11 protein-coding genes are annotated in these 15,233 nt (G+C 41.0%); 2 read left to right on the top strand and 9 right to left on the bottom strand.

Going from position 1 to position 15,233, the window contains the following annotated elements:
* Nucleotides 1-55: 55 nt before the first annotated feature.
* The 6 genes from gshB to PUQ00_RS03435 form a co-directional block, all read right to left on the bottom strand.
* Nucleotides 56-1,015, bottom strand: coding sequence for a glutathione synthase (gshB, locus tag PUQ00_RS03460; RefSeq protein WP_300413210.1), 960 nt, complete (start codon nt 1,013-1,015; stop codon nt 56-58).
* 246 nt (nt 1,016-1,261) lie between these two features.
* On the bottom strand, nt 1,262-1,534 hold the full coding sequence (gene grxC, locus PUQ00_RS03455) for a glutaredoxin 3 (RefSeq protein ID WP_300413208.1): 273 nt from the start codon (nt 1,532-1,534) through the stop codon (nt 1,262-1,264).
* A 462-nt stretch (nt 1,535-1,996) separates the two neighbouring features.
* On the bottom strand, nt 1,997-2,830 hold the full coding sequence (locus PUQ00_RS03450) for an XDD4 family exosortase-dependent surface protein (RefSeq protein WP_300413206.1): 834 nt from the start codon (nt 2,828-2,830) through the stop codon (nt 1,997-1,999).
* Nucleotides 2,831-3,165: 335 nt separating this feature from the next.
* Nucleotides 3,166-5,466 (bottom strand): response regulator, encoded by a 2,301-nt coding sequence (locus PUQ00_RS03445; RefSeq protein WP_300413347.1) that lies wholly within the window; start codon nt 5,464-5,466, stop codon nt 3,166-3,168.
* A gap of 5 nt (nt 5,467-5,471) precedes the next feature.
* The gene (locus PUQ00_RS03440; protein WP_300413345.1) at nt 5,472-5,918 is read right to left on the bottom strand and encodes a response regulator; all 447 of its coding nucleotides are present in this window, start codon (nt 5,916-5,918) and stop codon (nt 5,472-5,474) included.
* Entirely contained in the window at nt 5,906-8,137 is a 2,232-nt protein-coding gene (locus tag PUQ00_RS03435) for a GAF domain-containing protein (protein ID WP_300413204.1), read from the bottom strand. The genes PUQ00_RS03440 and PUQ00_RS03435 overlap by 13 nt, the downstream gene beginning before the upstream one ends.
* Before the next feature lie 226 nt (nt 8,138-8,363).
* Here PUQ00_RS03435 and PUQ00_RS32695 point away from each other — a divergent pair, with 226 nt between their 5' ends.
* Nucleotides 8,364-8,741 carry a tetratricopeptide repeat protein gene (locus PUQ00_RS32695; protein WP_366145946.1) on the top strand — a complete coding sequence of 126 codons (378 nt, stop codon included), beginning with the start codon at nt 8,364-8,366 and terminating at the stop codon, nt 8,739-8,741.
* 232 nt (nt 8,742-8,973) lie between these two features.
* Here the strand turns inward: PUQ00_RS32695 and hisG are convergent, their stop codons facing one another.
* Nucleotides 8,974-9,618 (bottom strand): ATP phosphoribosyltransferase, encoded by a 645-nt coding sequence (gene hisG / locus PUQ00_RS03430; RefSeq protein WP_300413202.1) that lies wholly within the window; start codon nt 9,616-9,618, stop codon nt 8,974-8,976.
* Nucleotides 9,619-10,084: 466 nt separating this feature from the next.
* Between hisG and rppA the strand changes: the two genes are divergently transcribed.
* The gene (gene rppA / locus PUQ00_RS03425; RefSeq protein WP_300413200.1) at nt 10,085-10,819 is read left to right on the top strand and encodes a two-component system response regulator RppA; all 735 of its coding nucleotides are present in this window, start codon (nt 10,085-10,087) and stop codon (nt 10,817-10,819) included.
* Here the strand turns inward: rppA and PUQ00_RS03420 are convergent.
* Both PUQ00_RS03420 and PUQ00_RS03415 read right to left on the bottom strand, forming a co-directional pair.
* Nucleotides 10,816-11,682: a response regulator transcription factor gene (locus PUQ00_RS03420; RefSeq protein ID WP_300413198.1), complete on the bottom strand. Its 867-nt coding sequence runs from the start codon at nt 11,680-11,682 to the stop codon at nt 10,816-10,818. The genes rppA and PUQ00_RS03420 overlap by 4 nt on opposite strands.
* A 137-nt stretch (nt 11,683-11,819) precedes the next feature.
* Entirely contained in the window at nt 11,820-13,808 is a 1,989-nt protein-coding gene (locus PUQ00_RS03415) for a scytonemin biosynthesis sensor histidine kinase (RefSeq protein WP_300413196.1), read from the bottom strand.
* Nucleotides 13,809-15,233 lie beyond the last annotated feature (1,425 nt).

The raw sequence follows: 15,233 nt of genomic DNA, 5'->3' as shown, positions 1-15,233 counted from the left end.
TACAAAAAGCAACTTACATATCTCATGGATGATATTTTTTGTCAATGCGTAAGTACTAAGTTTGTTCAATCCATTGAATAACTTGATAACCGAGGCGAGTACCATCTAGGCGGTCAATCTCACGAATTCCGGTGGGACTGGTGACGTTAACCTCAGTTAGGTAGCCACCGATAACGTCAATACCCACAAAAATTAAGCCGTCTTGGCGTAAGCGTTCGGCTAATTGGGTACAGATTTCATACTCTCTTGGGGTAATTTCAGTTTGAGCGACTGTGCCACCAGCTGCCATATTATTGCGAAAATCAGTTCCGCTAGAGAGGCGATTGAGCGCACCAATCGGTTCGCCATTGAGCAGGATAATTCGCTTATCTCCCGCTTTTGCCTCTGGTAGATAGGTCTGCACCATTACTGGCACTCGACCTTGGAGGGTACTGAGTTCGACAATGGAGTTAAAATTGCGATCGCCTGATTGCAAAAACAAAATTCCTTCCCCAGCTTTATTACCCAGTGGTTTAAGAACTGCTGCCCCCTTTGCTTCGACAAATTGCCGGATAAACTGCTTATCAGCACTGACAATCGTTTCTGGAATCGCTTTGGTAAACTGGAGGGCATACATTTTTTCATTTGCCCCTCGGATGCCACTAGGACTGTTAATCACCAGGGTTTTATTTTGGTCAATGTAATCGAGAATGTAGGTGGCATAGAGGTAGGAATCATTGACTGGTGGATCTGTCCGCATAAATACGGCGTCCATTGTCTCTAAAGAAGTTAAGGAGGAATCGATCAACTTATACCAAGGATTCACTGCTACCCAGCGTCCCTCCAGCAACTGCACTGGTACAAGTTCGACTCGCTGTAGGACAGCCCAAGCTTTGCCCTCCACCACACTCAGCAGATTTGCCTGAGTTATCCAGACTTCGTGTCCCAGGATTTGCGCTGCTTCGATCAGGGCAATGCTGGTATCGTGACACGGGTCAAGCAGATGGATGGAATCAATGATAAAAGCCAGTTTCACCCTTTATACCTCAATCACCAAGAAATTAAATAGTTATTCAATTATTATCTCTTGATGATCTCACCAATTGACGTAATATATCTACTGCGGAGTAGAACCTGGAGGGGAAAGTCTTGGGGACAGATATCGCTTTTGTGAGAAAAAAGTTCGTAAACAAGGCAACGCGTTGCTCTCCCTTCTGGAGTTGTAGCGACTACCGTCTAATTTGCAGCGGCTTGTCGCTAGCGATCGCAAAACCTTCTGAACCTATATGCTATTGCTAGAAGTTAGTAGCTCATCCAGCTTGCCTTGACTGTCTAAAGCGTGGATATCATCACAACCACCAACGTGATCGTCATTGATGAAAATTTGCGGTAAAGAGCGCCGTCCATTTGCCCTTTGAGCCATTTTACTTCTGGCTGCCTCGTCTCCATCAATGCTATATTCCATAAATTCAACTCCCTTATCTTTCAGCAAACTTTTGGCACGAATGCAAAACGGGCAAGTCCTCCAAGTGTAAATTTCGACTTTTGCAGCCATAATGTCCTCAATTTGATTTAATACTTCTTAATTTTAGAACTTAGCCACTGGCTGTAGCTGCACTATCTCGTATTGACTTTATTTTCACAAGTGGCTAACTAGGTTTATATCAAAAAAAATTAGCCAAGAGATAAAGTCTGGACTCTTGACTAAATATATTATATATGTATCAATTTTCTTAAAAAACAGAGTGGCTTTTATAGCGGCTGCCATAATGGTTAGGACAAGTCTGCTATAGATAGCTGTGACAGCCGCTCTCTTAGGATTTGCGAATGTCCTAAGCTATCTGTCCACTGCTATATCTCGTTTAGGACTTACACATCAACTACGAAATGTAGGGACAATTGATCAATTGCCCCGACGCTAAATCAAGGCTTTCACTGCCTTTTTGTGTAAGTCCTGTCATTCTGAGAATTGCTTATAAGGCGTAACTCAGTTATCAGTTAGTACTCAAGTTCTCATTTAAGCTAAGACTAGAGGCTTTTTCTTGGCAACCCTCAGCGCACCTACAGCAAATAAACCGAGGGCAACTGTTGCACTAGGATCAGGTACTGTTCTCGGTGGAGGTGGCGGAGCAATATAATAAGTACTAGGTTCATCTAAACCAGTACCATACTGAAAACGAACATTCTGAATCTTTGTTGAATCAAAGCCGGTAGGTAGCCCTGAGAAAACGAATGTGGCAGAATTCTTCACAAAAGTTCCCAGAGTTACTGCTAGATTTGAACTATCGTAACCAGTAATAATACCGTAATTGAATTGCTGTCCACCCGAAACACCAAAACCAGGTGATATGCCAAAATCAGCTGTAGCAAGACCGTAGTGCTCAGTTACTGGGTTAGCTACGCCACTAGTACCGCCAAGTCCACTGGTAGCGGTAGTTTTTGCAAAACCCCATTCAACCTTACCTAGTCCCACGTTAGTAAGATCGACATTACTTCCCGTAGTTAGATTATTCGTGATTACGGTTGGAGCTTTGGCTGAAGACAACGTTAAGCTTGTTAAGGGAGATCCAGCATAATCCCAAAAGATTCCTGTGAGAACATCAGAAGTGACTGATGCACCTGGGCCTGTATTAGTAAGGGTCAGTGTCAACTTACCTGCAATTGAGTCATCAAAGACAGCTTTCGCCCCAAGGGCTATACTGTTTCCACCTGATAGTGGATTAGTACCTGTGGCTGAGAAAGTTATGGATGCTGCATCTGCTTTCGGTATCTGCGAAACTGTCAGTACAGCTAATGCTGATATCCACCAGGCTGCATAACCTACTGTTTTCTTGGAATATAGTTGAGACACTCGCTTGAAACTCCTTTGCTTTATATTTAAGACATTTTAAATGGCTCTAAATAACTTTTTTATGAAGATTGCTCATGTATAAATTGACATAATAAACTATTACTTGTCTACGGTAGGCACTAAGATTGACCAAAACTTTAAATTGGCGAGAAACAACATAGTTTTCACCCATTCATTAAGTATTTTCAGCATTTCTACGGTCTACAATCAGTGGTGGGTTCAGAGCAACCACTGATAGCGAAGCCTTAGCGAGTCCTCGAGCGTCTTGCAATTTTTAATTAATAATTTTTAATTGGAGCGTTCGCCTTTGGCGTCTCGTAGAGAAGCGACTTGACTCACGATAAGATTTTCTGTAAAGAAAGCAATAATTCATTAACAGTATAGGGCTTCGACAAAAACGTATTCACACCAATAGCAGCTACTGCACTAAGCTTATTGTCAGACATAAGTCCACTGCTGGCAATAATTCTGACTTGGGGGTTGATTTTTCGCAAGGTACGGATGGCAGTTAAACCATCCAGCGAGGGCAGCATAATATCCATTAGTACAACACTAATGTTGTCCCTATTTTTAGCGTATAGCGCGATCGCCTCAATGCCATCACTGGCAATTAGGGTTTTGTAGTTGTGAGTTTCCAATGATGTTCTGGTAATCTCTTGAATGGCAGTTTCATCATCCACAATCAAAATCAATTCTCCATGTCCTGTCTGTGGTGGCAAATCTTCTGGGTTGAATGTTTCCATTCCGCCGACAGATGGCAAGTAAACTTTAAAGCTAGTGCCACTTCCCGGTTCGCTGTAAACGTTCACAAAACCTCCGTGACTTTTAATTATCCCTAGTACGGTGGAAAGTCCTAACCCTGTACCTTGTCCCACATCTTTTGTCGTAAAGAATGGCTCGAAAATTCTATCTAAGATTTCTCTAGGAATTCCAACTCCAGTATCAGAGACACTAATCACTGCGTAAGGCCCCTCTTTGGCTTCCAGGTTTATCCGGGCATAATTTTCGTCAATCAACAGATTTTCGGCAGAGATACTCAAACTACCGCCATTGGCCATAGCATCGCGGGCGTTAACGCAGAGGTTCATCAGCACTTGATGTAGTTGGGTACTATCTCCAGAAACCATCCATAAATCCTGCGGTACATCAGTGCTGATTTCTATAGATTTAGGAAATGTCTCTTTCAGAATCTTGGCAACTTCCACAATCAAATGCTTGAGTTGCAAAGTGATGCGCTTCCCTTCCACACCCCGCGCAAAGGACAGCACTTGTTTGACTAAATCAGCGCCGCGTTTAGCGTTGATTTCCAAAATCTCTAGTAGATGGCGAGTCCGTTTATCCGCATCAGGAAATTTGAGTGGTAAGAGTTGCGCTCCTGCCAGAATTGGTGTCAGAATATTGTTGAGGTCGTGAGCAATACCACTAGCTAGAGTGCCAATACTTTCCAAGCGTTGAGCGCGAAACAATTGGGCTTCTAGGTGTTTTTTGGCGGTAATATCTGTGTCAACGGTGAGAATTGATTTGGGTTTGTCTTGTTCATCGCACACCAGACTCCAGCGACTAGCAACAAGGATTTCCTTGCCCATTTTAGTCAGTTTAGTTAACTCGCCCTGCCACTTACCTTTACTAAGAACTTGTAACAGAGCTGCTTCGATTTCTGGTGAAGGTTCGTCAAACAAAAGCTCACTAGCATTTTTGCCCCAAGCCTCTGTAGCTTGCCAGCCGTAAAGTGTTTCTGCGCCTTTGTTCCAGAAGATAATTTGATTGTTTAAATCTCGCACACAAATAGCATCTGTGGTGACATCAAGTAACGCTGCTTGTTCGCGGATTTTTTCTTGTGCCAATTTGCGTTCCTGTAGCGCCGCATTTTGTTCGCGTAGTGCGGCTTGCTGTTCGCTAATATCGATACTGGCGCAAGTCACGCCGACAACTTCTTGCGACTCATTCCGCAATGGCTCGACAGTTAAATCGTAATATCGAGTTGTATCTTTGATTCTAATTGATACTTCTTCTCGCGTTCCTATACCCGTGGTTAGCACCCCACGTTTAATTGTGGTGAGACGTTGAGCATCTTCAACTGGGATGATATCCAAGTCTTTTTTACCCAACATTTCCTCAACCATTAATCCATCGGAGGGATTGTAAACCCAAGTGTACCGTAACTCCCTATCCTGGTTGTAGACAAAGATTGGAGAGTTTTTCAGGGCAACTCGAAATCGCTCTTCACTATGACGCAGTGCGTTGTCTGCCCGTTGACGCTCAATGGCATAACGCATTGAGCGCACCAGCAAGTCGCCAGTTACTTGCCCTTTCACCAAATAATCCTGCGCTCCTTGCTGCACTGCCCTAATTGCTAGGGTTTCATCGTCTATACCCGTCAGTACAATTATCGGAGTTGCTTTCGCCTGATGGTGAGCGATTATAAAGGTTTCAAGCCCCTGGCTATCTGGTAGCGAGAGGTCTAACAAAATTACATCAAAAATTTCGTTTGCTAGGTAGTTGAGTGCTTCCGAAAGCCGCTCAACGGGGATCAAATTAACTACAACTGTCGTAACTTCCTTTAAAAACTCCTGTAATAAAAAGATGTCACCAAAGTTATCTTCTACTAATAAGACTTTAATATTTTTACCTGCCATTTCCACTACTCCGGTGGCAGTTTTACGATCGCAAACCAAAAATTTTCTATTGATTGGACAATTTTAACGAATTGATCGAAATCTACTGGCTTAGTTATGTAACAGTTGGCAGAAAGGTTATAAGCTTTGAGGATGTCTTCTTCAGCTTGGGAAGTTGTCAAAATCACTACAGGAATTCGTTTGAGGTTTTTATCTCCTTTAATTTCTGCTAATACCTCCCGCCCATCTTTTCTAGGCAGGTTCAAATCGAGTAGTACAATATGTGGATGGGCTACCTTAGCATATTTTTCTTGTTTTCGCAAGAATGCCATTGCCTCTACACCATCTTCAACCACGTTCAAGTGAATCGAGATTTTGCTATCTTCCAGGGCGATGCGTGTGAGTTGGGCATCGCCAGGATTATCCTCTACTAACAAAACCTCAATAGGCATAATTGCTGTTATGGTTCCCACCATTGCTTACCGGCTCTATCTGGAATTGTGAAGTAGAAAGTCGAGCCTTGACCCGGTTTCGACTCAACCCAGATCCGGCCGCCGTGGCGTTCTATAATTTTCTTACAAATTGCCAGACCAATTCCAGTACCTGGATACTTGTCTCTACTGTGCAAGCGCTGAAAAATTATAAATATACGTTCAGCATACTGGGATTCCAAACCTATACCATTATCGCGCACCCAGAACAACCATTCATCTGCCGACGGGATAACATTTAAACTTTCCTGATCTGGATTTGCATCTCCCCTCATAACGCCAATCTGAACTCGTGGCTGCTGATGACGACAAAATTTGATAGCGTTGGCGATCAGGTTTTGAAATACTTGTGTCAGTTGGGTAGCATCAGCCATCACTGACGGTAGAGTATCATGAGTCACAACTGCCCGACTATCGGCGATTGCAATTTGAAGATTAGCGATCGCCTGTTCTAAAACAAGACTACAATCAACTAGCATAAAGGGCTGTCCACGGCTGCTGAGGCGGGAATAGTTCAACAAATCGTTGATCAAGGTCTGCATCCGCCTGGCCCCATCTATTGCGTAGCTGATAAACTGATCGGCATTGGCATCTAGTTGATTTTTGTATCTTCGCTCTAGTAGTTGTAAATAACTAGTCACCATCCGCAACGGTTCTTGCAAGTCATGGGAAGCGACATAAGCAAACTGTTCCAATTCGGCATTAGAACGAGCCAGTTCCTGACTTTGCTGGGTTTCTTTTTCTAATAGTTGCGCTTGAGATAAAGCAATCCCAATTTGATTACTTAGTTGCTGTAACAACTCCGTCTCAAAATTATTCCACTGTCGAGGTGCAGCACACTGATGAGCTAGCAACAAGCCCCAAATGGTGTCCCTGACAAGAATCGGTACTACGAGGTTAGCCCTAACGGCAAACTGCTGAAGAAATTCTCGATGACATGGTTGGATATGAGCAACTTCAATGTCTTCAATAGCACTAACTCTTCCCCGGCGATATCTTTCTAAGTATTCTTCTTTAAAGCAGGGGTCGAAAATATTTTCTCCTAGAATTACCGGCCAACCTGGCAGCACCGCTTCTTGCACCACTGTTCCCGAACCATTAATCTCCAGTTGAAAAATTAAAACTCGGTCAGCTTTTAATAATTTTTGTACCTCAGTAACCGTAGTTTGAAGAATTTCGTTTATTTGTAAAGATTCTCGAATTTTCAGGCTGATTTCAGCAAATAGTTGCGATCGCAGATTCTGTCGCTTTAATTCCTCTTCTACCAGCTTACGATCTGTGATATCAGTATAAGAACCCACCATCCGCACTATATCACCCAATGCGTCCCAAAGTCCCTGTCCTCGATCTAGAATCCATTTATAGCTGCCGTCTTGGCATTGGACTCGATATTCACAGACATAAAACGGTGTTTTCTTGGCAAAGTGGTTTTGGAAAGCTTGAAGTACCGAATCTCGCTCATCGGGATGGATTCGTTTTGTCCATTCATCCCAACCGTTGGAAACTTCGTGGTCTTTATAGCCGAGCATTTCCTTCCATCGAGTTGAGAAGAACACTTCATTAGTCTTAAGATTCCAATCCCAGATCCCATCATTATTACCATGTAATGCTAATTGCCAACGTTCTCCACTTTTCCGTAGTGTTTCTGCTGTTTTTTGCCCTTCAGTAATGTTTTGTAAATGTAGTTTCTCGGTAAGTTTAGATACTTCAATTACATAAAGCCTGAGTTCTAGTTGGTCGATTACCAAACGACTCAGGGCTACAAGCGACTCCACTTGTTTTTGGCTCAATTGCCGTGGAACTTCGTCAATTACGCACAGAGTTCCTAGCATATCTCCCTTTGGGGTAATTAAGGGTACACCTGCATAAAAACGTACATATGGATAGCTAGTTACGACTGGATTATTTGCCAATTTTTCATCAGCTAGGGTATCAGGAACCACTACAACGTTACGCTGCTCTTGGCAAAGGTAAGATAACCCAACACTCCGGGGCATTTGTAATACATCTAAACCGACTTTTGCCTTAAACCACTGACGGTTTTCATCAATGAAATTTACCAATGAGATGGGAGTCCCACAAATAAATGCCGCTAACTTAGCAAGATTGTCGTAGGCTTCTTCGGGTTCGGTGTCAAGAATTTGATACTGGCGCAGGGCTTCTAACCTCGCCACTTCTGTATCAATGTGTCCAGCTTTCATTGACTTTTCTTAAAAAATCTAAGTGTAATATTCACTAAGTAGCTTGGTTATTTCAAGAATAGCTTAACCTTTTTTAATAATTATCAGTCCTTTCCCCGCCTCTGGCTGTTCAGGGAAGTCTGTTTAAATTTTGTCAATGATTTGGATCATGGTCAGACGGCTTGGATGATTTTTGACTAAAAAGCCTTGGAGTTTTACCAGCAAGCCTTAGCTATTATACCAACAAATCGGCACTAAGGCTGAGGAAGCCTCTACTTTCAACGGTATTGGGTCAGTTTATTATGGACAGAAGCAGTACCCTAAAGCCTTAGAGTTTATTGAGCAAGCCTTAGCAATTAACAAACAAATCGGCAACAAATCAGGAGAAGGTACAACTCTCAACAGTATTGGGTCAGTTTACTATAACCAGCGTGAATACAAAAAAGCCTTAGAGTTTTTTGGGCAAGCTTTAGTGATTCACCAACAAACTAGCTCCGTTCGGAGTGAATGCATAATTTTGAAAAACATTGGAGCAATCTACGTTACCTATAATCAAAATCCCAAATCTTTAGACTTGTATCGGCAAGCTTTAGGAACTTGCAAAAAAATTGGCATTAAGCTTTAATCTAATACCAATTCACAAAAACTGTATTAGGACTAGCTCTTTTAAGGGGAACATTTGTACTATCAAATAAATGGTATTTGAACCTAATTTTGGTATTTTGGCTCAGGCATTGCTTAATTTACAATCCCAAAATTTGGAGTTTAATAGATAAATTCTTTGTTCAATTCCTGCCGATGCCTGAAATCTCGAAAAAAGGCTGATAGTACGTATGCTCACCTTAAAAGGGCTACTGTTAAACCCCGACCAAAACGGCTGACCGCACCTTGGCAATCACATCACTTAGATTACCCGTGTTCAGGCGGTAACTCAGAGGATGAGCAATCAACCGCGCCGTGCTTTCATACAGAGTCGCAATTTCAATCAAACCATTTTCGCGCAAAGTCCGCCCTGTAGAAACCAAATCCACGATCGCTTCTGACATTCCAGTAATTGGGCCTAGTTCCACTGAACCATATAACGGTACTATTTCCACAGGTAAATCCAGACTGTGAAAATATTCACGAGCGCAATTTACATACTTGGAAGCAACTCTACCATGTGGTGGTAAATCTAAAGGCGATCGGTAAGAACTAGATGCTTTTACCGCCACCGACATCCGACATTGCCCAAACTGCAAATCCACCAAGTGGGCAACTTGCGGCTGCTTCTCCCGCAGCACATCGTAACCAACAACACCCAGTTGTGCTTGACCATATTCCACATAAACCGGTACATCCTGTGCCCGCACCAGCAAAGCTTTCGCAAGTCCCTTAGTGTCAGGAATTTGAAGTTGGCGAGTTCCTGAATCTAAAAAAGCACTAAAATCTAATCCCACAGATTGTAGCAGGCGGATGCTATTTTTAAGGAGTTCCCCTTTTGGTAATGCAACAGTCAGCATTCTTTTTCTTAGTATCCTTGGCGTCCCAGCAGTTGAATAATATCTACTATACAGAACTTGACCAAACTTATTAAAAGCTAGCCATTCAACTAAAGTTTTCTTTAGAGGGTCTGCTTCTTGCTTCATCCAAGAGAGTTGGCTCCAACAGTCCCCAAGCATAAATTCGGGAGTAGCCCGCCCTACTAACCGTTTAGATGTTTTTGAAGCTTTTAATTATTGTTCAACCATTATTTTCAACCAATTTAACGAATCGTGTCCCGTTCGACCTGATTAAAGGCTGGCTAATTTTGAATCAACTGTGGTTTACAAACCAGATTATTAAGCCTTGGTTTTCGGCTTTATTTTCATAATATAAGCACAGACGATACAATGCAACTCAAAAACTTCTTAGAACTGCTGAACTTTGAGCAGATTTTATCAAGTTTATGGCTATCTAGTTAGTCTCCATATGCTAACCACAAGCAGCATGAAAATTTTATTAGTTGATGATGAAGTTGAACTAACTCAACCTTTGAGTCGCTTATTAACTCGTGAGGGTTATATTGTGGATGCCGCTTACGATGGCAGAAGTGGCAGCGAACATGCACAAGTAGGCAGTTATGATCTACTAATTTTAGATTGGATGCTGCCAGAAAAAACAGGGTTAGAGATTTGTCAGGAATTGCGATCCCAAGGCAAAACCACTCCGGTGCTGTTTCTCACAGCCAAGGATACTCTCGATGACCGCGTACAAGGTTTAGATGCTGGTGCTGACGACTATTTGGTTAAACCTTTTGAACTGCGGGAATTATTAGCCAGAGTCCGTGCTTTATTGCGTCGTTCCGGTTCCCAAACCTATGAAACCAGCACTGGACATTTAACTGTAGCTGATTTAGAACTTGATTGTGAAAATCAAGTAGCCTATCGCCAAGGCCGAATAATTGAGCTATCGCAAAAAGAAAGCCAGTTATTGCAATACTTTATGGAACACACTGGACAGTTAATGACTCATGCCCAGATTACGCAAAATTTGTGGCCAGAGGAAGAACAACCCAGTAGTAATGCGATCGCGGCATTAATTCGCCTATTGCGTCGTAAGATTGAGGTAGGTAAAGAAACTGCGCTGATTTACACAGTCTACGGCAAAGGCTATCGTTTCGGTGCTTCCTCAGTGGAGTCACTTTTGTCGCCTACTTCCAACTCACCGAAACAGCGCTGTTAGGTGTAGCAGGGCGTTTCGCTTGACTGAGGATACTCTTTGCGCCAAGCCTGGGGAGGTAAACCGTGATGTTGGCGAAACTGGCGGGAGAAATGAGACACATCCTGATAGCCCAATGCTTTCGCTATCTTCTCGACTGTCTGATTATTATTTTGGAGTAAAAAACGAGCTCCCGCCATCCGGCGTTTGACAATCCAGCAGTTTACAGTCTCCCCTGTCTGCTTTGCTACTCGGTTAGTTAAGTAAGCAGGTGAGTAACCAACAGCAACAGCCACATCACACAAAGTAATTCCTTCATGATAATGGGCTTCGATAAAGTCGAAAACTTCTTTTAATTGGGGTATGTAAGGAAAGATTGACTTAGAAGGAATGTTGGCTTCTCTAGAGGCTACGGCAACACCTCCAGCGATCGCTGTAGTATTATCTACTAATACTGATTTTGCAGCTTTTTCAAATTGAATATTGCACCAGTATTGAAGAGTAGCTTGTTTTTTCAAGCGAATAGCGATCGCTCTGAGCAATTCCTCTAGTGTAGAGGGTTTGCTAAGATAGTCGTCTGCTCCCAATTCCATAGCTTTACGAACATCTGCTCTGGTACTACTGCCAGTCAGAAAAATGAAAGGAATAATTGCTGTAAGAGGATCTTCGCGTAGCGTAGTTAAAACGCTATAACCATCCATATCAGGCATCGTGATATCGCAAATCACTAAGTCTGGTATACGCTTTTGTGCTTGCTGGATACCAGCAAGACCGTTGTCAACACCTATCGTATTAAAACCTTTAGCCTCAAGACCCTTTAAGTAAAGATTGCGGGTAACGTTATCATCTTCAATGACGAGAATTTTCTTTGACGATTCGGACATCATTTTCAATTACCATAACTTTTGCAGAAGCTGCTCACTAAAATCTTTGGTGAGTATCTAAATACGCATGAGATTAATTACTTGGTTCCGAGAGTTATGATTGTTAAATTGTTAATTAACAACTATCTTCATTTCAACACTCATAACTCTGAACTGCTCAACTCTGATTTTGTCAATGGCAACATCACAGTAAATGTAGTGCCCACACAAATTTGACTTTCTACAGACACTTGACCGTGATGTAAATCTACAAGGGTTTTAAGAATCGATAGTCCTAGTCCAGTCCCAGGTATATGATCAATATTACTACCACGGTAAAATGGCTCAAATATTCGTTGTTGATCTGTTACTGAAATACCGATCCCCATATCTTTGACCTGGAAAATTAATTTTTCATTTTTGCAATAGAGTTTCAAATCAATTGCCATTTGAGAGGGTGAATATTTTATTGCATTGTCGAGCAAATTCTTCAATATAGGCTCTAACAATTTTTTATCTATGCAAGCTGTTAGTGACTTATGTTGACTTACAAAATGAATCGGGTTTTGGCTAATTCTCATCTGCATTTGTGCAACTAAATCATGACAAAACTGAACTAACTCAAGCGGTTTTGGCTCAAAGTTTATTTTTGCTGATTCTGTCTTAGAGAAGAACAAAATATCATCCAACATCTGACTGAGCTGTTCGGTGGCTTTTTGAATATGATCGAGTAATGGTTGGATTTTTTTCTGTGTACGTTTGTCTACTTCTTCCTTTAGTAAGCTATTAGAAAATGAAACAATATTCAGCGGAGTTCGGAATTGATGGCAAACCATAGAAAGAAAACGCGCTCTAAGTTCGCTAAGTTGTTTTGCTTGTTCTAAAGCTTGGTTAAGACCTAATTCTGCATATTTGTAATCGGTAATATCGATGCCTGCAATCAGTTCGACTGGGTTTCCCCCAAAATCTAGCACTCCATCTAGCATGGCAACCGCGCAAGCTAGCCAGCGCTCCGTGCCGTTTTTTGTCAAAATATTTATCTCTTGGTATTCAAAGTTACCTGCTTCCGGCTGGTTGCGTACCTGCCGACGTTTTTTGCTTTTAATCAGTCGGCGCAGTTCAAAGCCTGTTAGCAGTTCCTCGGTTGTGTAGCCAGTAAGTTTCTCCACTGCTGGATTTATGTAGCAAAGTCGCGTGCCTTGAATCAGAAAAGTGCTAGCATCTGTCGTTTCTGCTAAAGTCCGAAATCTAGCTGCATTCAGCCGTAATGCTTTTTCAGTCTGTTTCGATTCAGTAATGTCCCAAATACTCCACACTCTACCAATAATTTTGCCCTCAAGCCACTGAGGTTTCGAGTAGTGTGCAAAAACTCTCCCATCTTTTAACTCCAAAATGTCGTAACTCTCGAAATCAGATTGGCTAGAAACTTCCCAAATCAGCCGACTAAAGGTTTGTGGGTCTTTAAGTTGGTTCTCAAAAAAGGCTTTGCATCGAGGACATTTCTTAGATAGTATTAGGGACTCCGGAATCTGCCACATATCCACAAATTTATGATTCCAGCTCAGAATATCTCCCTCAAAGTTAACTGCAACAATACCAATGGCAGTTGATTCGAGAGTAGAACGAAGTAAAGATAAAGATGTTTCTAGTTCTACTTCTTTTGTTTTGAGTTGAGAAAATTCCTGTTGCAAATTCTCTTGGGCATCCCTTAATTCATCAGTCCACTTTTGCACGCTCAATTCTACTATTTCATCAGTTTTCTCACGAGCAAAGGCACAGCCAAATTCCATATTTTGGTGTTTTACATAGCTAATAGATATTTCTACCAGAAAAATCCGCCCTCCTTTTGCCCGGTAGCGAGATTTAAAGGTGAAGGAACCCTGTGAGCTAATATCTGACCAATTGTGTAGAGAAAAATCTATGTCTATATCGTCTAGCCTCATGGAAAGTAATTCCTCACAGGAATACTCAGTCATCAGGCAAGTAGCATCGTTGACGTAAAGAAACTGCGCGTTTGCTCCTAAACAGAAGGCAGCATCTACAGCCTGATTTATTAGCAAGTGAGCAAACTTCATCTCTACTTCTGGTTCTTCTGCTTGTAGCGCCCATTGATTGCTTGATCTAGCTAATGTATAATCGCCAGAATTCATATTCCTACTTCCTCCTGGTAATCACTCAGCACCATAGGCGTTAATTAGTTAATAGTCATAACTTACTAAAATCTTTGGTGCCTTGTTAAACTTTTAAAAAATAAAATTAGTTAGTAATTTAAAAAACACTACTAACTTTACAAAACTTATCATACCAATAAAAGTGAATTATTGAACCAAATTTTTCTAAAAAAAAACTAAATATTTAGAATTTATGATTGACTTAAACAGCTTTTTATATAATCAAAAGTTTTAGACAAATCAAGATTAGTCAATAAACTTTATTAGATAAGAGTTTAAAACTCTTAATCTATAAGTAGAAAAGGTATTTTAAATTTAAACTAGCCCTGCACCAGAGCTAACTAATGGTTCCTCAACCTAAAATTGCTAAGTTTCGACTTGTAAAAAGTAATTTTTTATACTTAAGGATTTGACCCATCAAGGACTTTGGCAAACTACTGGTGTAGAGTCGTTTGATTCTCAACATAAATCGATTTAGCAGTGCTTGACTTAAATGAACAGATTTTACTGATTAATACATTTTCTTAATTTATCTTAACTTACTCTTTCAGGAATTTAACTATACAAAAATATGCTAAGTCATCCGTCTTAAGGAGTACATTGGTATTAAAAAAATACGTATATTTTTAGGTATATTATTGTGTTTGTTTTTTCATAAAGAAACATTGTAATGTACTAAGTATATATTACAGTGTTATCTGTTATTAAACAGGCAGTCGCTTTTGAGGAGTCACTTGGAAGAAGACCGGACTGTCTGATTAGGGCGCTGGCTTCCCTAAACAACCTTTAGGAAAAGCTATAAAAGTTGTCTAAGTCCTAAAGCAAAAGAATTGACAACCAGATCAAAAGATTTTCTATTGTAAATTTGGTAATGCATCTTAGCTACGATCGCAAACTATCAATTTTTTAGAGTGACTAAGTTGAAAATCTCACAATCACGCTAAAAGCGAAAGAATTGACACCCCCATCAAAAGATTTTTCATTGCAAATAGGTTTTGATCACAGTGATCATCATAAGTTAAGAACCTCCTACGCGGGTCAACAAATAGATTGGTATTATTAAACTTAAGTATGTGAATTTTTGTAAAGATTCTGAGAACTAGTCAAATAAGCTTATTTGCTAGTTTAAATACCTTTAGATGATTTAGTTTTTCCTCGCCAACCTATTTAAGCATTGTAGTGATCACAGTAAAAACAGAAGCGAAAAATTTGACACCCTCATCAAAAGATTTTTGATTGCACATCGGTCTTTATCTCCTTTATTGTGGTTACAAGAAGCACAGCCTTAGCTGTTTATGCTTCTAGCAAAAATTTTTTGGTACTGCGCTCATAAGCATCAGTCAGCAGTGATCAACCATTTCTACTACCGACGAAGCTCGTTCAGAACTGTCAAAAACAACAGAG

The sequence above is a fragment of the Nostoc sp. S13 genome (genome assembly GCF_029379315.1).
GTDB lineage: Bacteria > Cyanobacteriota > Cyanobacteriia > Cyanobacteriales > Nostocaceae > Nostoc.
Note: the sequence above shows the minus strand (reverse complement) of the source record. Positions and strands in the feature narration are given on the sequence as shown.